21 protein-coding genes are annotated in these 22869 nt (G+C 61.2%); 7 read left to right on the top strand and 14 right to left on the bottom strand.

What is annotated here, in order from left to right; translation table 11 throughout:
• Positions 1-67: 67 nt before the first annotated feature.
• Positions 68-1444, bottom strand: coding sequence for a GTPase/DUF3482 domain-containing protein (locus tag KKQ10_RS06980; RefSeq protein WP_215500633.1), 1377 nt, complete (start codon positions 1442-1444; stop codon positions 68-70).
• Complete coding sequence (locus KKQ10_RS06985; RefSeq protein WP_215500634.1) at positions 1437-2810, bottom strand: DUF2868 domain-containing protein; 1374 nt, start codon at positions 2808-2810, stop codon at positions 1437-1439. The genes KKQ10_RS06980 and KKQ10_RS06985 overlap by 8 nt, the downstream gene beginning before the upstream one ends.
• An 85-nt stretch (positions 2811-2895) precedes the next feature.
• Between KKQ10_RS06985 and KKQ10_RS06990 the strand changes: the two genes are divergently transcribed.
• Complete coding sequence (locus KKQ10_RS06990) at positions 2896-3408, top strand: dihydrofolate reductase (RefSeq protein ID WP_215500635.1); 513 nt, start codon at positions 2896-2898, stop codon at positions 3406-3408.
• Positions 3409-3498: 90 nt separating this feature from the next.
• Here the strand turns inward: KKQ10_RS06990 and KKQ10_RS06995 are convergent, their stop codons facing one another.
• Positions 3499-4890 (bottom strand): L-cystine transporter, encoded by a 1392-nt coding sequence (locus tag KKQ10_RS06995; protein ID WP_127647951.1) that lies wholly within the window; start codon positions 4888-4890, stop codon positions 3499-3501.
• 242 nt (positions 4891-5132) lie between these two features.
• Between KKQ10_RS06995 and KKQ10_RS07000 the strand changes: the two genes are divergently transcribed.
• A complete protein-coding gene (locus KKQ10_RS07000; RefSeq protein WP_127647950.1) occupies positions 5133-6194 on the top strand; it encodes an HAD family hydrolase in 1062 nt (353 codons plus the stop codon).
• A gap of 168 nt (positions 6195-6362) precedes the next feature.
• Here the strand turns inward: KKQ10_RS07000 and ilvD are convergent, their stop codons facing one another.
• The 6 genes from ilvD to KKQ10_RS07030 all read right to left on the bottom strand — a co-directional run bounded on the left by ilvD (position 6363) and on the right by KKQ10_RS07030 (position 14081).
• A complete protein-coding gene (ilvD, locus tag KKQ10_RS07005) occupies positions 6363-8204 on the bottom strand; it encodes a dihydroxy-acid dehydratase (protein WP_007964170.1) in 1842 nt (613 codons plus the stop codon).
• Between the two features lie 257 nt (positions 8205-8461).
• Positions 8462-9694, bottom strand: coding sequence for a multidrug effflux MFS transporter (locus KKQ10_RS07010; protein ID WP_215500636.1), 1233 nt, complete (start codon positions 9692-9694; stop codon positions 8462-8464).
• Positions 9687-10664, bottom strand: a complete 978-nt coding sequence (locus KKQ10_RS07015) for a diiron oxygenase (RefSeq protein WP_215500637.1) — start codon at positions 10662-10664, stop codon at positions 9687-9689. The genes KKQ10_RS07010 and KKQ10_RS07015 overlap by 8 nt, the downstream gene beginning before the upstream one ends.
• Entirely contained in the window at positions 10661-11734 is a 1074-nt protein-coding gene (locus KKQ10_RS07020; RefSeq protein WP_127647947.1) for a SagB family peptide dehydrogenase, read from the bottom strand. The genes KKQ10_RS07015 and KKQ10_RS07020 overlap by 4 nt, the downstream gene beginning before the upstream one ends.
• Before the next feature lie 442 nt (positions 11735-12176).
• Positions 12177-13373, bottom strand: a complete 1197-nt coding sequence (locus KKQ10_RS07025; protein WP_102358738.1) for a class I SAM-dependent rRNA methyltransferase — start codon at positions 13371-13373, stop codon at positions 12177-12179.
• Between the two features lie 168 nt (positions 13374-13541).
• Complete coding sequence (locus KKQ10_RS07030; protein ID WP_127647945.1) at positions 13542-14081, bottom strand: type 1 glutamine amidotransferase domain-containing protein; 540 nt, start codon at positions 14079-14081, stop codon at positions 13542-13544.
• 228 nt (positions 14082-14309) lie between these two features.
• On the opposite strand from KKQ10_RS07030, the gene KKQ10_RS07035 reads away from it, so the two are divergent.
• From KKQ10_RS07035 to KKQ10_RS07045, 3 genes are all read left to right on the top strand, one after another.
• Positions 14310-15122: an HDOD domain-containing protein gene (locus KKQ10_RS07035; protein WP_215500773.1), complete on the top strand. Its 813-nt coding sequence runs from the start codon at positions 14310-14312 to the stop codon at positions 15120-15122.
• A 12-nt stretch (positions 15123-15134) separates the two neighbouring features.
• The gene (gene mutM, locus KKQ10_RS07040) at positions 15135-15947 is read left to right on the top strand and encodes a bifunctional DNA-formamidopyrimidine glycosylase/DNA-(apurinic or apyrimidinic site) lyase (protein WP_003229159.1); all 813 of its coding nucleotides are present in this window, start codon (positions 15135-15137) and stop codon (positions 15945-15947) included.
• A gap of 69 nt (positions 15948-16016) precedes the next feature.
• The gene (locus tag KKQ10_RS07045; RefSeq protein ID WP_127647943.1) at positions 16017-16340 is read left to right on the top strand and encodes a multidrug transporter; all 324 of its coding nucleotides are present in this window, start codon (positions 16017-16019) and stop codon (positions 16338-16340) included.
• 93 nt (positions 16341-16433) lie between these two features.
• On the opposite strand, the gene KKQ10_RS07050 is transcribed toward KKQ10_RS07045, so the two are convergent.
• The 5 genes from KKQ10_RS07050 to KKQ10_RS07070 form a co-directional block, all read right to left on the bottom strand.
• Positions 16434-16685, bottom strand: a complete 252-nt coding sequence (locus KKQ10_RS07050; protein ID WP_003195146.1) for a YfhL family 4Fe-4S dicluster ferredoxin — start codon at positions 16683-16685, stop codon at positions 16434-16436.
• Positions 16686-16831: 146 nt separating this feature from the next.
• Positions 16832-17311: a pantetheine-phosphate adenylyltransferase gene (coaD, locus tag KKQ10_RS07055; protein ID WP_003229157.1), complete on the bottom strand. Its 480-nt coding sequence runs from the start codon at positions 17309-17311 to the stop codon at positions 16832-16834.
• Positions 17312-17426: 115 nt separating this feature from the next.
• Positions 17427-19022, bottom strand: coding sequence for a GMC family oxidoreductase (locus tag KKQ10_RS07060; RefSeq protein WP_215500638.1), 1596 nt, complete (start codon positions 19020-19022; stop codon positions 17427-17429).
• Between the two features lie 111 nt (positions 19023-19133).
• Positions 19134-19679 (bottom strand): twin-arginine translocation pathway signal protein, encoded by a 546-nt coding sequence (locus tag KKQ10_RS07065; protein ID WP_215500639.1) that lies wholly within the window; start codon positions 19677-19679, stop codon positions 19134-19136.
• Positions 19680-19707: 28 nt separating this feature from the next.
• A complete protein-coding gene (locus KKQ10_RS07070) occupies positions 19708-21138 on the bottom strand; it encodes a coniferyl aldehyde dehydrogenase (protein WP_215500640.1) in 1431 nt (476 codons plus the stop codon).
• A gap of 145 nt (positions 21139-21283) precedes the next feature.
• Between KKQ10_RS07070 and KKQ10_RS07075 the strand changes: the two genes are divergently transcribed.
• Positions 21284-21955 carry a TetR/AcrR family transcriptional regulator gene (locus tag KKQ10_RS07075; protein ID WP_127647939.1) on the top strand — a complete coding sequence of 224 codons (672 nt, stop codon included), beginning with the start codon at positions 21284-21286 and terminating at the stop codon, positions 21953-21955.
• Between the two features lie 31 nt (positions 21956-21986).
• Positions 21987-22841 (top strand): sulfurtransferase, encoded by an 855-nt coding sequence (locus tag KKQ10_RS07080; protein ID WP_215500641.1) that lies wholly within the window; start codon positions 21987-21989, stop codon positions 22839-22841.
• Positions 22842-22869: the final 28 nt, after the last annotated feature.

The raw sequence follows: 22869 nt of genomic DNA on the forward strand, positions 1-22869 counted from the left end.
CACTCCTACAAGGTGAACGCGATCCATTGTAGGAGTGAGCCTGCTCGCGATGGCGCCAGATCAGACGCTACAAATCTGCTGCCAGCAAATCAATCTGCTCCTGCCGCTCCGCCTGATTCAACTTCGCATGCGGATTGAGCGAAGACCACTGCGGATGCGCTCGCGCCTTGCTCAGCGCATCCGGCAACTTGCCCTCGCGCCAGGTCTTGTCCTGCGGTGTTGCCACCTGAACCGCGTCCATCGCCGCATGCCCGCGCTGATCGAGCGCCAGTAACAGCTGCCGCTGACGCAATGCCAACAACCGCAACACGCCGTCATCTACGGTCAACTCCCGCTGGCCCTTGATCTTGCCCAGCAAACGACTGCCATAACTGCGCGCGGTCTGCAGCGCGCCGCCAGCGATTGCACCGGCCAAAGCCGCAGCGCCGAGGGTAATGCCGCCCACCAGCAAATCCACACCAGCCCCGGCAGCGGCGCCTGCCGCAATCCCGCCGCCGACGCGCACTCCCAACTGCTTCAAGGTCTCCGGGTTGAACAAATCATCGCCCCAACGCCCGTCGAGCAACGGCAGATCACTGGCTGCCGCATCTTGCGGGCGAAACGCATAGAGCTTGAGCAATGCCTCGACGCATTTCTGTTCACGTTGACGCACGGCTTTGCGCAGTTCGCTGATTGCTTGCTGTTCCTGTTCGGCGTCGCTGACCACACTGCGCCGGCACGCGGCGCAATCGATCAGCAGTTCGGCGATCAAGCGTGCCGCACTTTGCTGGCGCGCCAGGCGCTGGGCCTGTTGATCGGCGATCAGCCGCTCCAGTTGCGGCCGGGCGTTTTCCAGCAGCAACGCGAGGCTTTCGTACAGGCGCCGCTCGCCGTCCTCCGGCGGTGCAACGCTGTCGAAGCGCACCAGCGCATGCAGGCCGAGCCGCGCCAACGCTTCGCGCCAATCCGGTTCGCGATGGCTGGCGCTGCTGACAAAATTGAGCACCGGCAGCAGTGGTTTACCGCAACTGGCGAGCACTTCGAGTTCGTCGCGGTACTTGGCCAGCACCGGTTCGCGGGCGTCGATCACATAGAGTCCGGCGTCAGAGGCGAGCAGTTGCCGCAGCACTTTCGCTTCCTGTTCGAAACGCTGGCGCGCCTCGCTGCCGTCGAGAAACCGTGCCAGTCGCGCCGGGCCGTCGAGGCGTTCGCCGGGGCGCTCCAGACGCTCCAGGAAATCCAGCAGAGCGATGGCGTCTTCCAGCCCGGGCGTGTCGTAGAGATCGAGCAACGGCTCGCCGTCCACCGACAATCGCGCACCCTCGACATGCCGGGTGGTGCTCGGGCGATGCGAGACTTCGCCGAAACCGACATCGCGGGTCAGGGTGCGCAGCAGCGAGGTCTTGCCGACGTTGGTGTGGCCGACCACCGCAAGTTTCAGCGGCGCTTTACGGGCATCAGTCATGACCGCTCTCCAGCCAGTTCAACGGCGCGCAATCGGCAAACTCCAGCTCAAGCTGTTGCAGCGCCACATGCCAGTCGCCGAGGCGGGCGCTGTCCAGCGCTTCACCGGGCGGCGCTTGCAGCAGCCAGACACGGGTGGCGCTGGCGTTGCGCGCCAGTTCGGCGATCAGCGCGAGGCTGCCGCGATCCGGCGAGCGCCGAGGATCGCAGGCGATCAACAGGCGCGCCGCAGGGAAGCGGCTGAGTTGTTCGAGCAGTTTGTTGCGCGATTCGCGGCTGTCGAGAATCCCGGCGTTGCTCACGGTTTTCGGCAGGGCCGGTGGCCATGGGCGCTGGTCGTCGAGTTCGATGGCCACCAGCAGGGCGCCGTCGCTCGCATGTTCGCTGACGTGGCTTTCGACTCGATGCAACTGTTCCGGCGCCGCGTCGTTGATGCCGAGGCGTTCGCTGGTCGGCATCAGTCGTTCGCGCAACTGGGCGTAGCCGGGCAGGTTCAGGTCCAGGCTCAGCGCGGCTTTGCCGCGACGCCAGCGCCAGAAACACAACACGGCCAGCAGCAGGCGCGGCAATACGCCGTAGACCACCAGCACGCCGACCAGCCAGGTCGCCCAGGCCTGACGCGCACTTTCGATGCCCAGCGCGGCGTCGCCACTGGCGCGGATCATCTCCACAGTCGGCACGTTGAACCCGAGCAGCGTCGGCAACGTGCCGAGGGCCTGGGTCATGTTGATGAAGGTGTCGGCGCTGAGAATGGTGGTTTCCCAGACGAAGCCGTAGCGCCGGGTCGCCATCAGCGTCAGCAGCAACACCAGCGCGCTGAGCATCGCCAGCAGCCACAAACCGTTGACCAGTGTGCCGAGCGCCCAGCGGTTGAGTTTTTTGCGTTGCAGCATCAACAGCAGGGTCGGTGCCAGTTGTGCGGCTTTGGTGTCACGGGCGAATTTTTCGCTGAGCCACAGCCACAAGCGGCCAAGAGTGGCGCCGTGTTCGCCGGCGAAGATCAGTCCCAGCGCCCAGCTCAGCAGCAGAATCAGATTCAGCCCGAGCAGGCTGCCCAAGGCCCAGAACACATTGACCGGTGTCTGACTCAGTGCGGCGAAGGCCAGTCCGGCGCCGCTCAGTACCGCGAAGGCCATCAGCAGCACCAGCGCCAGACGTGCGCCTTGGAGCCAGTGAGTCAGCGCAGCGCTCAGTCCGTCGCGCTCGGCCAGCCATGTCGCCCGGCGTTGAATGCGGCTCGGCAGATCGCCGCCGGCCGCGCGGGCCAGACGATTGGCTTCCAGGTCCTCCAGCGGCCCGGCGTGTTCTTCGCGCAGGCGAATGGTTTCGGTCAGCCAGAGGTTTTGCAGTGGAGTCAGTTCAGTCACGCGCTATTCCGTTGCTCAATTGAGCCGTGAGCATAACCGCTGTGGCGCTTATCGGGTCAAGCGAGGCTCTGGTATCCTCGCCGGCATGACTAAATCACTCCCCCTCAGCCTGATCGCAGCCCTCGGTGAAAACCGGGTGATCGGCGTCGACAACAGCATGCCCTGGCACCTGCCGGGGGACTTCAAATACTTCAAGGCCACGACCCTCGGCAAACCGATCATCATGGGCCGCAAGACCTGGGATTCCCTCGGTCGTCCGTTGCCGGGCCGTTTGAACATCGTGGTCAGCCGTCAGCCAGATTTGGTGCTGGAAGGGGCGGAGGTGTATCCGTCACTGGAAGCCGCCGTGATTCGCGCCGAGGAATGGGCGAAAGCGCAGGGTGTCGATGAGCTGATGTTGATTGGTGGCGCGCAGTTGTATGCGCAAGGGCTGGCGCAGGCCGATCGTCTGTACCTGACTCGTGTGGCGCTGAGCCCGGAGGGCGATGCGTGGTTTCCGGAGTTTGATCTGAACCAGTGGAAACTGGTGTCGAACGTGCCGAATCCGGCTGAGGGCGACAAGCCTGCGTACAACTTCGAAGTCTGGGAAAAAGCTTAAAAGATCGCAGCCTGCGGCAGCTCCTACAAGGTTTACGCATTTCCCCTGTAGGAGCTGGCGAAGCCTGCGATCTTTTGATCTTGCTTTACATCAAGCCTGAGCAAGCTCCGCATGCTCATCCGCATCCAGCAGTTCTTTATCAGTCTGCTGCATCACTTGACTGGTAATCGCGCCCGCCGTGATCGAACCACTCACGTTCAACGCCGTACGACCCATGTCGATCAGCGGCTCCACCGAAATCAGCAACGCCACCAGTGACACCGGCAAACCCATCGCCGGCAGTACGATCAGTGCGGCAAACGTCGCGCCGCCACCGACACCGGCCACACCGGCCGAACTCAAGGTCACAATCGCCACCAGCGTCGCGATCCACAGCGGATCCAGCGGGTTGATGCCCACCGTTGGCGCAACCATCACCGCCAACATCGCCGGGTACAGGCCGGCGCAGCCGTTTTGTCCGATAGTCGCGCCGAACGAAGCGGCGAAACTCGCCACCGACTGCGGAATCCCCAGCCGACGGGTCTGCGCTTCGATGCTAAGCGGAATGCTCGCCGCGCTGGAGCGGCTGGTGAACGCGAAGGTCAGCACCGGCCAGATCTTGCGGAAGAAACGCAGCGGGTTGATCCCGGCCACCGACACCAGCAGGCCATGCACGACGAACATCAGGCCCAGGCCGAGGTACGAGACCACGACGAAACTGCCAAGCTTGATGATGTCCTGCAGGTTGGAACCGGCGACCACTTTGGTCATCAGTGCCAGCACGCCGTACGGGGTCAGCTTCATCACCAGACGCACCAGACGCATCACCCAGGCTTGCAGGGTGTCGATGGCGTTGATCACTTTCTGACCTTTTTCGACGTCATCCTTGAGCAGCTGCAGCGCAGCAACCCCCAGGAACGCGGCGAAAATCACCACGCTGATGATCGAGGTCGGTTTGGCCCGGGCCAGGTCAGCAAACGGGTTCTGCGGGATGAACGACAGCAGCAGCTGCGGCACATTCAGGTCGGCGACCTTGCCGGCGTAGTCGGTCTGAATGGTTTGCAGACGGGCCATTTCCTGAGTGCCGGCGACCAGGCCTTCGGCGGTGAGGCCGAACAGGTTGGTCAGGCCGATGCCGATCAGCGCCGCAATCGCAGTGGTGAACAGCAGGGTGCCGATGGTCAGGAAGCTGATCTTGCCCAGCGACGAGGCATTGTGCAGGCGCGCGACCGCGCTGAGGATCGAGGCGAACACCAGCGGGATGACGATCATTTGCAGTAATTGCACGTAGCCGTTGCCGACCAGATCGAACCAGCCGATCGAGGCTTTCAGTACCGGATTGCCGGCACCATAGATGCTGTGCAGGGCCACACCGAACGCCACGCCCAGACCCAGCGCGAGCAGGACTTTTTTCGCCAGGCTCCAGGTGGTGTGGCGGGTTTGCGCCAGACCGAAGAGCAGGGCAAGGAACACCAGCAGATTGAGGATCAGCGGCAGATTCATGAACACTCCGATAAGACTTGTGCCAGTCGCCTTCTGGGGCAACTGCGAACCGGCAAGCCTAACAGCTTGATTTCCAATGAATTAATACCGAAAACGCATGGTGATAGTCGCTTTTGGAATAAGCGCGAGTCGTTCTCAGGAATGCAAATGGCGCGATAGGGACGCGAGCGGTCGCTGACAGACGAGGACTTTCACACTTATTTGTTAGCGTCGATGTCTTTACATCAGGGGAGAAAGCGCCAATGAAGTTTGCACCGAAGTTTCTCGCTGTCGCACTGACGTTAGGGTTGGGTCTGGCGGGTCAGGCGTTCGCCACCGACCTGAAACACTGGCCGGCGGATCAGGCCAAGGCACTGGACGCGATGATCGCGGCCAACGCCAACAAGGGTAACTACGCGGTGTTCGACATGGACAACACCAGTTACCGCTACGACCTCGAAGAGTCGTTGCTGCCGTTCATGGAAAACAAGGGTCTGATCACCCGCGACAAGCTCGATCCCTCCCTGAAACTGATGCCGTTCAAGGACACCGCCGACCACAAGGAAAGCCTGTTCAGCTACTACTATCGCCTGTGTGAAGTCGACGACATGGTCTGCTACCCGTGGGTGGCGCAGGTGTTCTCCGGCTTCACCCTCAAGGAACTCAAAGGCTACGTCGATGAGTTGATGGCGTCGGGTAAACCGGTGCCGGCGACTTATTACGATGGCGATGTGGTGAAGAATCTCGACGTGCAGCCGCCGAAAGTCTTCACCGGCCAGGCCGAGCTGTACAACAAGCTGATGGAGAACGGCATCGAGGTCTACGTGATGACCGCCGCCTCCGAAGAGCTGGTGCGCATGGTCGCGGCTGATCCGAAGTACGGCTACAACGTCAAACCGCAAAACGTGATCGGCGTGACCACGTTGCTGAAGAACCGCGAAACCGGCGAGCTGACCACTGCGCGCAAGCAGATCACGGCGGGCAAGTATGACGAGAAGGCCAACCTCGGCCTCGAACTGACCCCGTACCTGTGGACCCCGGCGACCTGGATGGCTGGCAAGCACGCGGCGATCCTGACCTACATCGACGAGTGGAAAAAACCGGTACTGGTGGGCGGCGATACCCCGAGCAGCGACGGTTACATGCTGTTCCACGATGTGGATGTGGCCAAGGGCGGTATTCACTTGTGGGTCAACCGCAAGGACAAATACATGACTCAGCTCAACGGCATGATGGCCAAGCACGCGGCGGCGCAGGCCAAGGAAGGTTTGCCGGTGACGGCGGACAAGAACTGGGTGATCGTCAAGCCTGAAGAGATTCAGTAATACCCCAATCCCTGTAGGAAATGCCGAAGGCTGCGATCTTTTGCCTTTACAGATCAAGATCAAAAGATCGCAGCCTTCGGCAGCTCCTACAGGGGATTGAGTTTCAATCATCAGGCAAAAAAATGCCCCGCACGTTGGCGGGGCATTTTTGTGTTCGACGCTTAAGGCTTACAGCCCGTCGAGCATCGCCTTGTTACGCACGGCACCCTTGTCGGCGCTGGTCGCCAGCAGGGCGTAGGCCTTGAGGGCGGTGGTCACTTTGCGTGGACGCTGCTCGACCGGTTTCCAGCCTTTCTTGTCCTGCTCGACCCGGCGTGCAGCCAGTTCTTCATCGCTGACCAACAGGTTGATCGAGCGGTTCGGAATGTCGATCAGCACTTTGTCGCCGTCCTGCACCAGACCGATTGCGCCGCCGGCCGCAGCCTCTGGCGAAGCGTGACCGATGGACAGGCCCGAAGTACCGCCGGAGAAACGACCGTCGGTGAGCAGTGCGCAAGCTTTGCCCAGACCTTTGGATTTCAGGTACGACGTCGGGTAGAGCATTTCCTGCATGCCCGGGCCGCCTTTCGGACCCTCGTAGCGAATGATGACGATGTCGCCTTCCTTCACTTCGTCGGCGAGGATGCCGCGCACGGCGCTGTCCTGGCTTTCGAAGATCTTCGCGTTGCCTTCGAAGACGTGGATCGACTCGTCGACGCCGGCGGTTTTCACCACGCAGCCGTCGAGGGCGATGTTGCCGTACAGCACGGCCAGGCCACCTTCTTTCGAGTAAGCGTGTTCGAAGCTGCGGATGCAGCCGTTTTCACGGTCATCGTCCAGGGTTTCCCAACGGGTCGACTGGCTGAACGCCGTCTGGGTCGGGATGCCGGCAGGGCCTGCCTTGAAGAAGTGGTGCACCGCTTCATCGGTAGTCTGGGTGATGTCCCACTTGGCGATGGCTTCTTCCATGCTGCGGCTGTGCACGGTCGGCAGGTCGGTGTGCAGCAGGCCGCCACGGGCCAGCGAACCGAGAATGCTGAAAATGCCGCCGGCGCGGTGCACGTCTTCCATGTGGTACTTCTGGATGTTCGGCGCGACCTTGCACAGTTGCGGCACGCTGCGCGAAAGACGGTCGATGTCGCGCAGGTCGAAATCGATTTCGGCTTCCTGGGCGGCAGCCAGCAAGTGCAGGATGGTGTTGGTCGAACCGCCCATGGCGATGTCGAGCATCATTGCGTTTTCGAACGCCTTGAAGTTGGCGATGTTGCGTGGCAGCACCGATTCGTCGTTCTCGCCGTAGTAACGCTTGCACAGCTCGACGATGGTGCGGCCGGCCTGCAGGAACAGCTGTTCGCGGTCGCTGTGGGTGGCCAGGGTCGAACCGTTGCCTGGCAGGGCGAGGCCCAGGGCTTCGGTCAGGCAGTTCATCGAGTTGGCGGTGAACATGCCGGAGCACGAACCGCAGGTCGGGCAGGCGCTGCGCTCGTACTCGGCGACTTTCTCGTCAGAAGCGCTGGAGTCGGCGGCGATCACCATGGCGTCGACGAGGTCGAGGCCGTGGGAAGCGAGTTTGGTCTTGCCGGCTTCCATCGGACCGCCGGACACGAAGATCACCGGAATATTCAGGCGCAGAGCCGCCATCAGCATGCCCGGGGTGATCTTGTCGCAGTTGGAAATGCAGACGATGGCGTCGGCGCAGTGGGCGTTGACCATGTACTCGACGGAGTCGGCGATGATCTCGCGGCTCGGCAGCGAATAGAGCATGCCGTCGTGGCCCATGGCGATGCCGTCGTCCACGGCAATGGTGTTGAATTCTTTCGCGACGCCACCGGCGCGTTCGATTTCACGGGCAACCAGTTGACCGAGGTCTTTGAGGTGCACGTGGCCCGGAACGAACTGGGTGAAGGAGTTGGCAATGGCGATGATCGGCTTCTTGAAGTCGTCATCTTTCATCCCGGTGGCGCGCCACAGTGCGCGGGCGCCGGCCATGTTGCGGCCGTGGGTGGATGTTTTCGAACGGTAATCTGGCATGGAGCACTCCGGGCGGCTAATCAGGTATCAAAAGGGAAGTGAGCTTCTATTGACGTCTGGAACACTCAGAAATGGCCGTGTGTCCGGAAGTGGCCGATGACTTTGCGGGATCGCCGCTTGCCTCAGCCTGAGCTCATAAACCCGCCGGGGGATGAATGGCGATGAATCAGCCGATTCTACACCGCTGGCGTCTGGAGGGAATGGCGCAAAGCATTGTTCCAGTGCCGACGGTGCGTGTGGCATGACGACCGGCAGGCTCAATCGCCGGTCGTGGTGGCGTTGGCGCTGCTTTCGAGGACTCTGGCGCGCTGGCTGATTCGCTTGTTCAAGGCCAGTGCGATGCAACTGAGCAGGACAAAGCAGTACCCGAGGGTCGCTTGCAGGTTGCTCGGGCTCAGGCTGATCAGCGCGCTGATCAATCCGCCGCAGATGAAAATGATCGTGCTGCCGGCCGAGGCGCAAGTACCGGCGTTTTCCGGGAACAGGCCCATGGCTCGAGAGGTGGCGGCCGGCCGCGCAATAGTGGTGCCGGCGGTACAGATCAGCATCGGAATCAGCACCGTGGCTGGCGAGAGCGCGAAGTGCTGTGTCATGAACAGCATCACCAGCCCCGCCAGCAGGATCAGGCTCAACCCCGCGACGATCTGTTGCACGGAGCTGATACGTCGGCTCAACAGCGCAGCGGCAATACCGCCAACGATATAGGCCGCACCATAGACCAGCAGAATCAGCGAGAACTCATAGGCCGACAGCTGCAGTTGATCCATGAAAATCAGCGGTGAGATGACGATGAAGGAGAAGTGGCAGGCAAACGCAAACGCGGAAATGAGCCAGTAACCGACGAACTCGAAATCGCCCAGCACCCGGCGATACGCATTGAGGAAGTTCAGGGGCGTGTTGCGGACGACGCGATGACTGTCATCCAGAAAAAACCAGGCCTTGATCAGCACCGCCGCTGCCAGTGCGGTGAACACCCAGAAACTGCCACGCCAGCCGAGAGTGGCCTGCAGAAAGGTGCCGGCCAGCGGCGACACTGAAATGAAGATCCCCGTCGCGGTCACCATCAGGATGCGCAAGCGATCGCGCTCCTCGCCGTCGAACAGGTCCTGGACCAGCGCCTGAGACAGCACGAAGCAGCCGCAACCCAGTGCCTGCAACAACCTGAAGGCCAGGAACAGGGTGTAGTCGCGGGTCATGGTGCAGCCGAGTGCTCCCAGCATCGACACCCCCATGCCTGCGAGCAGCAGGCCTTTGCGCCCGATCACATCGGAGAGTGGCCCGATCAACAGCTGTGCAAACGCAATCCCCACGGCGAACAGGCTGATCGACAGCGCAATGTCCGACGGGGTGCTGCGAAAGTGTTCGGCCAATGCAGGGAACGAGGGCAGCAGCACGTCCAGCGGGAACACCCCAAGCAGGACCATGGCCAGCAGCAGACTGACGGCGCCGCGGCGTTGTCGGGCATTGCCTGTGTGCACTCGGTTATTCATCGATCAGTCCTGCCTTGGCAAAAAGTTTGCGGTTATGTGGCAGCGCAAAGAAACCTGCCTTCTCCAGTGCCTGCAGCGTGGCGCCGGCACCTGATCGTGCTCGTTGCCGGTTGGCCTGCGCGGTCGCCAGACCGCCGACGATCTGCGCCACGTCGACGTCGGCAATGCCGGCGTCCCGCAGGCTCTGCCGCAGCCAGCGTTCATCGACTTCGAAGAAAATCCCGATGACATCCACCAGGGTTCGGGCGGTGAAGGTGCGCTGGCGGCTGTTCAGGGTCAGCCACAGATAATGGAACACCTCGCAAAAGTAGCGACTGTGGCGGGCCTCATCACTCAGGTGATCGCGCAGCATGTCGTTCACGCTGGTGACCAGCGTTTCGCGGCAGACCTCCAGCAGCTCCCGGGCGATGATGGTTTCCGAGACGAAGCCGAGCAGAAACCATGCCAGCGGGCGGTTGTTTTCGGCAGTGCGGGCAATCAGGGCGTTCATTCGGGTGATTCGCAAAGGCATCACCGGACGTGCGCTGAAACCGTGCAAGTCAGCGATCTGGCTGGCGAGTCGATCAGAAAACAGTGCGTGGTAGCCCTCATCCGTATAGAGCTGCAGCGCTGCAGTTTTCATCCGTGGCGGGACGTAGACAGGCAATTCGCCGTGGACGATGGTTTCCACCGCCCGGTTGACGATGCGGTGTTCGAGCAGGGTGGTGTAGTCGAGAAAATGCACCAGATGATTAGCGGTCAGGCGGTGCATGACAGTTGCACCTGCGGCCTGGATGGCAGGGTGCGCCAAGTACGGCAGAAAGGCCGGCGGGAACCAGAAACGGGTTTGCAGCTGTTGCTGCACGTCGGGTGGCAACAGGTAGTCGTGGTGGCTGGCGCGTACCGAGGCGTGGCTGTTCCAGTCGCCGAGGGTAAATCGGTGCGCCCAGGAAACGGGTGCCGGAGATGGATCTGCCAGTGGTGCCGTCATGCTTGCGTCTCCCGGAGCAGATCCTGCATTTCCTGACACATCGCCTGGCCTTCGCTCGCGCCACAGCCGACAAAGAACAGCGGTTGTTCGGCGCTGCCTTCGATACCCAGCAGGGTTTCGACCTGATGATCACCGAATGCCCCTGTCAGCCAGGTGTTGAGGCCCAAGGTCGTGGCCACCAGCTGGAATGACTGTGAAAGGTGGCCGGCTTCGACGAAGGCCATGCGGTAGGCCCGCGAGTGTTGGTACTTCCACCAGAGCTTGTCGAAGCGCGCTGTGATGAACAGCCCCAACGGCAAGTTGTTGATGAAGTGTTGCCCGGCCAGCAGATGACCCAGCGCCGGCTCGGGCAGAGGGCCGACCGGCGTCAAGGCATGCTCGGCCGGGTGATAGGCGTAAATGCCGGGTTCCAGGCCGCTGACGTTCTGCGCCAGAACAAAACCTTCGCAGGCGTTCAACCCGCCACCCGAGGGGCTGCTACGCCGGGCGCCGAGGCCTGGGACGATGCTCGCGTCGCGATCATTTTCCCGTTCGTCGAGATAACCGAGCGAGAGGTACAGCAACGTGGCAACGGTTTCGAGGGTGATGGCTTCACCGGTAAAGGAGCGGCAGGTCTTTCGCTGCAGCAGTGCATTGCCCAGGCTGCTTTCGGTCAATGTGATGGGGGCAGGCAGCATGATGCGCCGTTCGACGCTCTGAGCCGGGCGCTCCGTGTCAGGCGCTTCTGCGGCCAGTACTTCGTTGCAGTGATCCAGGTATTGTCGGGACCACTCATGGATATTCTGCGGCACTTGTTCACAGGGAATGTTCTGTGTGCCGATATGATAAATCTTCGATAGTTCATCCCAGCCCCATTCGGGACTGTCTATTTTAGTAATGGTTAGTATGTTGGTGTTTAATAGTTGTATGTCTATGGTGTTACGGCTGTCAAACTGGTTCGGGTCGTGAATAAGTTTGGCGAGTCTCGATGAGTAGTCGATATCGAGCTCATATTGAGTGTGTTCTTTGTAGTTCCAGACAATAAGTCCGGGCGTGCGCGGCAGTATGAATAAATAAGGATTGATGTGCATGTTGGCTCTTCGCTCTGGACAAAGTCGAAAGGACGCTGGGGTGCCGGCACTCCCCAGCGTCCACCTTACTTAGCGGGTTTTAGGGGCAACCAGAAAAGCCAGGTTTGCGATTTTGTTAGCTTCCAGAGTAATTGCTTTCATAGTGTGAACTCCATGTTCAGTGATAGTGAGTGCCACCTCGTGGTGACAACTTAATCATAGTTTGTAATGAGTTATTGGCAAGTGATTATTAAGTAGGAAAATTCCAGTAATTTTGTCGGAGTGGTCGCACGACTAAAGAATATTTGTAAGTTATAGGGTGGTAAATCAAGTGCGCAGGGAAATTTCCTTCACTTGTTTGGGAAGTTATAGGTAGGACGGCATAGAGAAAGCAGATATTCGGCGACGTTGCATCGCCAGACAGCAAGCGGGGAGCCCTTGGGCTCCCCGTTTTGTTTGCCAATCAGCTGTTAGGCAGCAGGCGGCAGGTGATGCTCTTGATGTAGCGGGTTTCGGCGATGGCCGGGTGGACCGGGTGGTCCGGGCCTTGACCGCCGCGCTCGAGCATCTGGATGTTGCGGTCCAGGTGACGGGCGCTGGTCAGCAGGATGTTCTGCAGATCGTCTTCCGGCAGGTGCATCGAGCACGAAGCACTGACCAGGATGCCGTCCTTGGTGAGCAGGCGCATGGCTTGCTCGTTCAGACGACGGTAGGCGCCTTCACCGTTTTTCATGTCTTTCTTGCGCTTGATGAACGCCGGTGGGTCGGCAACGATCACGTCGAAACGTTCTTCACTGGCCTTGAGCTCTTTCAGGGCTTCGAACACGTCGCCTTCGATGCAGGTCATCTTGTCGGCGAAGCCGTTCAGCGCAGCGTTGCGCTCAACGCCGTCGAGGGCGAAGCCCGACGCGTCGACGCAGAACACTTCACTGGCGCCGAACGCCGCCGCCTGCACGCCCCAGCCACCGATGTAGCTATAGAGGTCAAGGACGCGTTTGCCTTTGGCGTACGGAGCCAGGCGGGCGCGGTTCATGCGGTGGTCATAGAACCAGCCGGTTTTCTGGCCTTCGATCACTGGCGCTTCGAACTTCACGCCGTTTTCTTCCAGGGCGACCCACTCCGGCACCAGGCCGAACACGGTTTCGACGTAACGGTTGAGGCCTTCGGCATCACGGGCAGCGGAATCGTTCTTGAACAGAATGCCGCTTGGCTTGAGCACTTGGGTCAGTGCGGCGATCACGTCATCTTTATGCGCTTCCATGGTCGCCGAGGCGATCTGGACCACGAGGATGTCGCCGAAACGGTCGACCACCAGACCCGGCAGCAGGTCGGAGTCGCCGTAGACCAGGCGGTAGAACGGCTTGTCGAACAGGCGTTCGCGCAGCGACAGGGCGACGTTCAGGCGATGCACCAGCAGCGATTTGTCCAGCGGCAGTTTGATGTCGCGTGACAGCAGGCGAGCGCAGATCAGGTTGTTCGGGCTCATGGCGACGATGCCCAGCGGCTTGCCGCCAGCAGCTTCGAGGATCGCCTGATCGCCGGCCTTGAAGCCGTGCAGTGGCGTGGCGGCCACATCGATTTCGTTGCTGTAGACCCACAAGTGGCCGTTGCGCAGGCGACGGTCGGCATTGGCTTTGAGGCGCAGGCTAGGCAGGGACATGACGTCGCTCCGGAAAAAAGAGCGGGAGTATACCGTGTTGGGGCTGGTGCCGGGATTGGAGTGCGATGAAACGCAGATGGCCTCTTCGCGTGCAAGCTCGCTCCCACAGGGGATTTGTGACCGGCACAGACCAGTGTGCGAGCTTGCTCGCGAAGGCAGTCCTGAGAACTACGCAGACAGCGCGTCGATCAACTCCTTGTTGAATGCCGGAATATCATCCGGCTGACGGCTGCTGATCAGGATACCGTCCTTGACCACTTCTTTATCGACCCAGTTGGCCCCGGCATTCACCAGGTCATCCTTGAGCGTCTTGTAACTGGTGATGGTCTTGCCGTTGACCAGCCCGGCGGAAATCAGCAACCAGCCGCCGTGGCAGATCACCGCAATCGGTTTGCCGGCAGAGGCGCCGGTCTTGACCAGGTGCTGGGCGTCCTGGTCGATGCGGATGGTGTCGGAGTTCTGCACGCCGCCCGGCAGGACGATCGCGTCGTACTGCTCGCTGCTGGCGCCTTGAAAGGTCTGGTCGACCTTGAAGTCGTCCGCCGGTTTGTCGTGGTTCCAGCCTTTGACCTTACCGGCCTCGGCGGAAAGAATGTCGACCTGGGCGCCGGCCTGCTCCAGTGCTTGCTTGGGACCGGTCAATTCGACCTGTTCGAAACCGTCTGTTACCAAAATGGCGACGCGTTTGCCGTTGAGGGGAGTGGCCATCGATAAGCTCCTGAGTCTGTGGGAATTTGCCGCCGAGCCGGTGCTCGATTGTCCGATCGGCATTACAAAATCCGAAGCCAGGGCGTGAATGAAAGTTCCTGACAATTGCCCACTGGTGTGTCGTCGTGCGGTTTTTAGAGGTTAGAATCGCCGCCTGTCCCAGAGTGTGTACTTATGTCCCAAGAGCTGACCACCGAACAGATTCAACAATCCCTGCAGGGCATCAGCGTGCCCGCGCAGCCGCAGATCATGGTGGATCTGCAAATGGAGCAGTACATGCCCGACCCGGACCTGGAGGTGATCGCCAAGCTGATCGCCCAAGATCCCGGTCTGTCCGGTTCTCTGCTGAAAATCGTCAATTCGCCTTATTACGGCCTGAGCAACAAGATCACCTCGATCCAGCGCGCCGTAAACTTGCTGGGCAGTCGTTCGATCATCAACCTGATCAACGCGCAGTCGATCAAGGGCGAGATGAACGACGACACCATCGTCACCCTCAACCGTTTCTGGGACACCGCCCAGGACGTGGCGATGACCTGTCTGACCCTGGCCAAGCGCATCGGCACCCAGGCTGGCGACGAGGCTTATGCACTGGGCCTGTTCCACGATTGTGGCGTGCCGTTGATGCTGCAACGGTTCCCCAACTACATGTCGGTGCTGGAAACGGCTTACGCCAATGCCAGCGCCGAGTGCCGGGTGGTGGACACCGAAAACGCCGAGTTCAACACCAACCACTCGGTGGTCGGTTATTACACCGCCAAGTCGTGGCGCCTGCCGGAACACGTCAGCGCGGCCATCGCCAATCACCACAACGCGCTGGCGATTTTCAGCGACGAGTCCTCGCGTAACAGCCAGATGAAGAATCTGCTGGCGATTCTCAAGATGTCCGAACACATCTGTGCGTCTTATCGGGTCTTGGGCAATCAGACCGAAGACCATGAGTGGAACAGCATCGGGGCGCTGATTCTCGATTACGTGGGCCTGTCGGACTACGATTTCGAAACCCTCAAACAAACGATCCGCGACCTCGGCGCGCATTGATTCGAGGACGCCATGCCTGAACTGCCGGAAGTCGAAACCACCCGCCGGGGCATTGCCCCACACCTGGAAGGCCAGCGCGTCAGCCGGGTAATCGTGCGTGATCGCCGGCTGCGCTGGCCGATCCCCGAAGACCTTGATGTGCGTCTGTCCGGGCAGCGCATCGTGCTGGTCGAACGGCGGGCCAAGTACCTGTTGATCAACGCCGAGGTCGGCACGCTGATCAGTCACCTGGGGATGTCGGGCAACCTGCGTCTGGTGGAGGTCGGGCTGCCGGCGTTGAAGCACGAGCACGTCGATATCGAGTTGGAATCCGGGCTGGCCCTGCGCTACACCGATCCGCGCCGCTTTGGCGCGATGTTGTGGAGCACTGATCCGCTCAATCACGAACTGTTGATTCGTCTCGGGCCGGAACCGTTGACCGATCTGTTCGACGGCGAGCGCCTGTTTCAGCTGTCGCGCGGGCGCTCGATGGCGGTCAAGCCGTTCATCATGGACAACGCGGTGGTGGTCGGCGTCGGTAACATTTATGCGACCGAAGCGCTGTTCGCCGCCGGGATCGATCCGCGCCGCGAGGCCAAGAGCATCTCCCGGGCGCGTTATCTGAAGCTGGCGATCGAGATCAAACGCATCCTCGCCGCGGCCATCGAGCGTGGCGGCACCACATTGCGCGACTTCATCGGCGGTGACGGGCAGCCGGGGTATTTCCAGCAGGAACTGTTTGTCTATGGCCGTGGCGGTGAACACTGCAAGGTCTGCGGCACCGGTCTGCGCGAAGTGAAGCTCGGTCAGCGGGCCAGTGTGTTCTGCCCGCGCTGCCAGACCTGAAGCAAACGGCTGAAAAAGTCCTACGGTCTATAGTGAGTTGTCTCACTGTTCAGCCCGAAGGATCGTGCCATGAAATCCCTGCAAGTCCTCGTTTTCGCGCTGTTGCTGTGTTCCAGTCTGGCGGTTCAGGCCACGGAAAGCGGCAGCGGCGATCCGCGCTACACCATCCAGAATCCACCCGCCTACGCCATGATCGGTGACTTGCTGATCGCCCGCCCGTTGCTGGTGGTGGCGACGGTGTTGGGTGCCGGGGTGTTTGTGGTGTCGTTGCCGTTTACCGCGCTGGGTGGCGGGGTGGGCGATGCGGGGCAGGCGTTGGTGGTCGACCCGGCGAAAGCGGCGTTCGTGCGCTGTCTGGGGTGTACGGGGGAAGGGTTTGAGCAGCGCGAGTGAAGGGCAAGATCAAAAGATCGCAGCCTTCGGCAGCTCCTACAGAGGAATGCGATCCATGTAGAGCTGCCGAAGGCTGCGATCTTTTTTAGCGAGTCAGGCCTTGCCGGTAATCTTGCGGTATTTCTCCATCAACTGTTCTTCAGTCTCCGGATGGGCTTCGTCCAGTGGAATGCAATCCACCGGGCAGACCTGCTGACACTGCGGCTCGTCGTAGTGGCCGACGCACTGGGTGCACAGGTTCGGGTCGATCACGTAGATCTCTTCGCCTTGGGAAATCGCGGCGTTCGGGCACTCGGGTTCGCAGACGTCGCAGTTGATGCAATCGTCGGTGATGATCAGGGACATGCTAACTCCAGCCGGGGCGGCAGGCCCGGGCGCAATAAATCAATGCGCGCAATTGTGCCGCATTGGCGAGCGCAGTGCACGCGGCTGCGATCAAGGGCACGAGACTGCAATCTTTAAAAGCAAAAGATCGCAGCCTGCGGCAGCTCCTACTTTTTGAAGCGCAGGGTCAGGGCATCGGCCACGGCTGGGTGCACGAACTTGCTGATATCGCCGCCCAGTGCCGCGATTTCCCGCACCAGGGTCGAGGAAATGAACGAATAACGCTCGGACGGGGTGAGAAACAGGCTCTCTACGTCCGGGGCCAACTGGCGGTTCATGTTGGCCAGCTGGAATTCGTATTCGAAGTCCGACACCGCGCGCAGACCACGCAGGAACACATTGGCGTTCTGCTCTTTGGCGAAATGCGCCAGCAGCGTCGAGAAGCCGACCACTTCCACGTTCGGCAGGTGTTTGGTGACCTCGCGAGCCAGTTCGACCCGTTGTTCCAGCGGGAACAGCGGGTTTTTCTTCGGGCTGGCGGCGACCGCAATGATCACGTGATCGAACAGGCGCGAGGCGCGTTCGACCAGATCGCCATGGCCCTTGGTAATAGGGTCGAAGGTACCTGGGTACAACACTCGGTTCATCGCGTCGTCCTGGCGGGAGTCCGTTGGGGAGTCGGATGGTATCGCAGCCGTCCCGGTCGGCCAAGTCGCCTGTTGGGTAAGAAAGCACTATAGACGACGCGATTAATCGGTTTTTTCACGGATTTCTCAGCCGATCGGCGAGGGCAGTCGCCAACTGTGCGGTCAGCCCGTACACCGACAATTGCGGGTTGGCGCCGATGCTGGTGGGGAACAGCGAGCCGTCGTGAATCGACAGATTGCTCAGTTGATGGTGCCGGCCGAGGCTGTCGGTGACCGCGTTTTTCGGGTCTTCGCCCATCGCACAACCGCCCATCACGTGGGCACTGCCCAGGCGCGTGCGATACAGCTCAAGGCTCAGACCGTCGATCAGCGTGCGGGCTTCGGTCAGGGTTTTCACGTAACGCGCATCGGCGTGCATCGGCATCACCGATTTCGCGCCGCCGGCAAACTGGATCTCGGCCATGCTGTGAAAGGCTCGGCGCAAGCCTTCCCAGGCGTAAGGCGAGACCTGGTAGTCGAGCACCGGCGAGCCATCGCCGCGCAACTCGACACTGCCGCCGGGGCTGTCCGGGTGGAAACCGTCGCGCAGCAGCGCCAGCATCGCGTGGGTGTGCGGCAGATCAGCCATATGTTCGGCGTTCTGTGTGCCGAAGCCACCCAGCAGCGTTGCCGCCAGCGCCGGGTGCAGCGGTGGCACTTCGAGTTTGTAGCCCATCGGCCCGCTGGTGCCGGCCTTCCACTGGAAATAATCCGAGTAGATCGACTGTGGTGCGCCGTAGAACGGGTTGATCACTTCGTCGAAGCGCCCGGCGGACATGTTCACCAGGTGCAGGAACGTACGTTTGCCAAGACGCTGATGCGGGTCTGGCGCGTCCGACCGCAAGAGCAGGGCCGGGCTGTTGATGCCGCCGCCGGCCAGCACGTAATGCCGCGCCTTGACCGTAATCGTGCGCCCGGTCGGTGCGACGCAGCGCTCATCCATCGCCACGCACTGCAGGCCGGAGATCTTGTCGCCGTTGATCAGCAGTTTTTCCGCGCGGGCCAGATAGAGCAGTTCGCCGCCCTTTTCCAGGGTCGCCGGGATGGTGGTGACCATCATCGACTGTTTGGCGTTGGTCGGGCAGCCCATGCCGCAGTAACCGAGGTTCCAGCAGCCGCGCACGTTGCGCGGGATCACGTGCCAGCTGTAGCCGAGCCGCTCGCAGCCCTTGCGGATTACGTCATTGTTGGCATTGGGCGGGACCATCCATGGCGCGACGCCCAGGCGCTGCTCCATTTTCTCGAACCATGGCGCCATCTCGGCCGGGCTGTGACCTTTGACGTTGTGTTCTTTGGCCCAGTGTTCAAGGGTCGGCTCCGGGGTGCGGAAGCTCGATGTCCAGTTGATCAGGGTGGTGCCGCCCACTGCACGGCCCTGCAGGATGGTGATCGCGCCGTCCTTGCTCATGCGGCCGATGCCTTCCTGATAGAGGCTGCTGTAGGCCTGGTCTTCGAGCATCTTGAAATCGGAACTGGTCTTGAGCGGGCCTTCTTCGATCAGCAGCACTTTGTAGCCGGCGGCGCTGAGGATTTCCGCCGTGGTGCCGCCACCGGCGCCGCTGCCGATGATGGCGACGTCGGCTTGCAGCGTCAGGTCGTCGGTCAGTTGTGCGCCGTTATAGGTTTTCCAGCCACGGGCGAGGCCTTCGCGGAACGGGTCGGGTACGGGCATCGATCAGGTTCTCTTTATTATTCTGGGTGTGGTGGTGAGGCGGATGGCGCCTTCGCGAGCAAGCTCGCTCCCACATTGAAATGCATTCCCTTGTGGGAGCGAGCCTCGGTTTCAAACGGTAGGCGGGCCGGGGTAGCCGCAGTGCGCCCAGGACTCGGCCCGGGTGTACCAGGCCATCATCACCATTTGCTGCAGGGAGCTGTGGCCCATGCGCAACAGGCTCAATGAGCTGTTCTGCCAGCGTTCGAGGAAGTGGCGCATGGCCTCGGGACTGGCGTTTTCCCAACTGCCCCAGATGCCGGTGAGCGGCCCGCGCGTGACGGCCATGCCGAGCACGTCGAACAGTTGCCGGGTGAGTTTGAGCATCTCCGGCGACAAGTGATCGAGGCTGTAGTCCAGCGACTTGAGCGTGCCATCGACGGCACCAGGCATTTTTTCAGCTGCCACGGCGCCGTCGAGCATGATCGGAATCAACGCGCGCAGGAATAACAGGTCGCCGTCGCGCAAGGTGACGAAGCCGTTGGCCGCGACACTCGATGAACAGCCACTGAGGCTGGCGCCAAGGCCGGCAGTGGCGAGGAACGCGGTGGCGCCGAGGCTGAATTTCAGCAGGCCACGGCGCGACAGGGCAGGTGTTTCGGTCAGGCTTGGGTGCATTGTTGTTATTACCCGGCGGTGACAACGATTAGCGGATGAACAGCTTCTGGATCAGTTTCTGAATCGATTTGCCGTACGGCGGGTAGATCAGCTTCGCCGCGTTGAAGCGTTGCTTGATCAGCACGCCTTTGGCCTTGCTGAAGGTCAGGAAGCCTTCGTGGCCGTGATAGTGGCCCATGCCCGACGGGCCGATGCCGCCGAACGGCATGTCGTCCTGCGCCACATGCAGCAGGGTGTCGTTCAGGCACACACCGCCGGAGTGGGTTTCGTGCAGCACGCGGTTCTGTTCGCGCTTGTCGTAGCCGAAGTAGTAAAGGGCCAGAGGACGAGGCCGCTGATTGATGTAGGCAAACGCCTGATCGAGGTCCTGATACGGCACGATCGGCAGCAGCGGGCCGAAGATTTCGTCCTGCATCACGATCATCTCGTCACTGACGTTCAGTAGCAGGCTGTGTGGCATGCGCCGGCCCTGACCCTGTTCGAACAGCGGGATCAGCAGCGCGCCCTTGCTGGTGGCGTCGCTGACATAACTGTTGAGCCGGGCCAGTTGGCGCTCGTTGATGATCGCGGTGTAGTCCGGGTTGTCGGCGAGGGTCGGATAGAAACTGTTGACCACCTGACGATAGGCTTCGACGAACGCGCCGACGCGGTCTTGCGGCACCAGCACATAGTCGGGTGCGACGCAGGTCTGCCCGGCATTCAGGGTTTTACCGAAAGCGATACGCTCGGCGGCGTCCTTGAGCGGCACGTCGCGGGAGACGATGGCCGGGGATTTGCCGCCCAGTTCGAGGGTCACCGGGGTCAGGTTTTCCGCGGCGGCGCGCATCACATGTTTGCCGATGCTGGTGGCGCCGGTGAACAGTAGGTGATCAAAGCGCAGACGGGAAAACGCCACGCCGACGTCCGACTCGCCGAGCACTACGCACACCAGGTCTTCGGGGAAAATTCGCGCCAGCAAGGCTTTGAGCAGCAGCCCGGTGGCGGGGGTCGATTCACTGAGCTTGAGCATTACCCGGTTGCCTGCCGCCAGTGCGCCGACCAGCGGGCCGATGGCCAGATACAACGGGTAGTTCCACGGGACGATGATGCCGACCACGCCGAGCGGCTGATACACCACTTTCGCCGACGCCGGCTGAAAGGCCATGCCGACTTTGCGCCGCGAGGACTTCATCCAGCCCTTGAGATGCCGGCTGGCGTAATGAATGCCGTGCAGGCTGGGCATCAGTTCGGCGAGCAGGGTTTCATCGGCGCTGCGATGACTGAAATCCGCACTGATAGCGTCGATCAAGGCCTGACGCTCATTGCTGAGCAAGTCGCGCAACGCCTTGAGCCATTGCTGACGCTGCGCCGCCGGTGGCATCGGGTTGGCGGCATAGGCGGCGCGCTGTGCCGCGAACAACCGATCAAGCTCATCCAGTGGCTGTTGCAGCGTTTGCAGGTAAGCAATGTCGGCAGTCATCGTCTGCTCCGGATTTATTATAGTGAGGACTTTTTAGAGTCTATGCTCTAGAAAGTCAAATGACTTCCCGACACAGCTTTGTTTTATCCATTTCCGGTTAGGTCGTAAGATGCCCCTCACCGCACTCTGAATTAAAGCTCAAGCCATGGCCCCACGAATAAAAACCAGCGAGCGCATCGTGCAGAACAGCCTCGAACTGTTCAATCAGCAGGGCGAGCGCAGCATCAGCACCAACCACATTGCCGCGCACATGGAGATTTCTCCGGGCAACCTGTACTACCACTTCCCCAACAAGCAGGCGATCATCGCCGTGCTGTTCAGTGAGTACGAAAGCCTTGTGGACAGCTTTCTGCGCCCGCCGCAGGGTCGTGCCGCCACGGTTGAAGACAAGCGCTATTACCTCAAGGAACTGCTGTCGGCGATGTGGGGCTACCGCTTTTTGCATCGCGATCTGGAACATCTGCTCGACAGCGACCCGGATCTCGCCGCGCGCTACCGGCGTTTCTCCCAGCGCTGCGTGATCCAGGGCATGGCGATCTACGAGGGGTTCGTCGCGGCCGGCATTCTCAAGATGGATCGGGTGCAAATCGAATCCCTGACGATCAATGCCTGGATCATCCTCACTTCCTGGGTGCGCTTTCTGTGCACCACCCGGGAAAACTCCAACCACCTCAGCGAGCAGGCCATCAAGCGTGGGGTGTATCAGGTGCTGGTGCTGGAAGCCGGGTTCGTCACCGATCAGGCCCGCGAAGAGGTGAATGCCTTGTTCGACGAATTCTACGTGCCGCTGGCCCAGGCCCTGGAGGAAGGGCATTAATCATTTTCGAAGTCGCTCACAGGAGTCCGTTATGCCGATTGCGCAACTGATCAGCCCGAACGCACTGGATGCCCGCAAGGAGCAACCGGGGCTGGTGATTCTCGATTGTCGTTTTGCCCTCGAAGACCCGGACTACGGGCAGCGCAGCTACGCCGAAGGGCACATTGCCGGTGCCCGTTTCGCCGACCTTGAGCGTGACCTCAGTGGCAAGGTGATCAAAGGCGTGACCGGGCGTCATCCGCTGCCGGAGCCGGCGGCGTTGATCGAACGCCTGCAAGCGTGGGGCATCAATGCCGACAGCGATGTGGTTCTCTACGACGATGGCCCCGGTGCCTATGCGGCCCGCGCCTGGTGGCTGCTGGCGTGGCTGGGCAAGCGCGACGGTGTGTTCATTCTCGACGGCGGGCTCAAGGCCTGGCACGCGGCCGGCCTCCCGCTGAGCCTGGATGCGCCATCGGTCAGCCGGGGCAACTTCAGCGGGCAACCGGACATGAAACTGCTGCTGAGCGCCGAACAATTGCAGAAACGCCTCGCTCAGCCATCGCTGACGTTGCTCGACGCCCGGGCCTTGCCGCGCTTCAAGGGGGAGGTGGAGCCGATCGACCCGATTGCCGGGCACATTCCCGGCGCGCAATGCGCGGCGTTTACCGAGAACCTCGGCAGCGACGGACGCTTCCTGCCGGCCGATCAGCTCAAGCAGCGTTTTGCCGCGAAACTCGGTGATCGCTCACCGGCGGACCTGGTTGCGTATTGCGGTTCCGGGGTGACGGCGTGTCACAACCTGTTTGCGCTGTGTCTGGCGGGGTATCCGCTGGGGTCGCTGTATGCCGGGTCGTGGAGTGAGTGGATCAACGAGCCTTCGCGCGGTATCGCCACCGGCGAATAAGATCAAAAGATCGCAGCCTTCGGCAGCT

Origin of the sequence: Pseudomonas sp. MG-9 (assembly GCF_018729515.1) — a bacterium.
GTDB classification, from domain to species: Bacteria; Pseudomonadota; Gammaproteobacteria; order Pseudomonadales; family Pseudomonadaceae; genus Aquipseudomonas; species Aquipseudomonas serboccidentalis.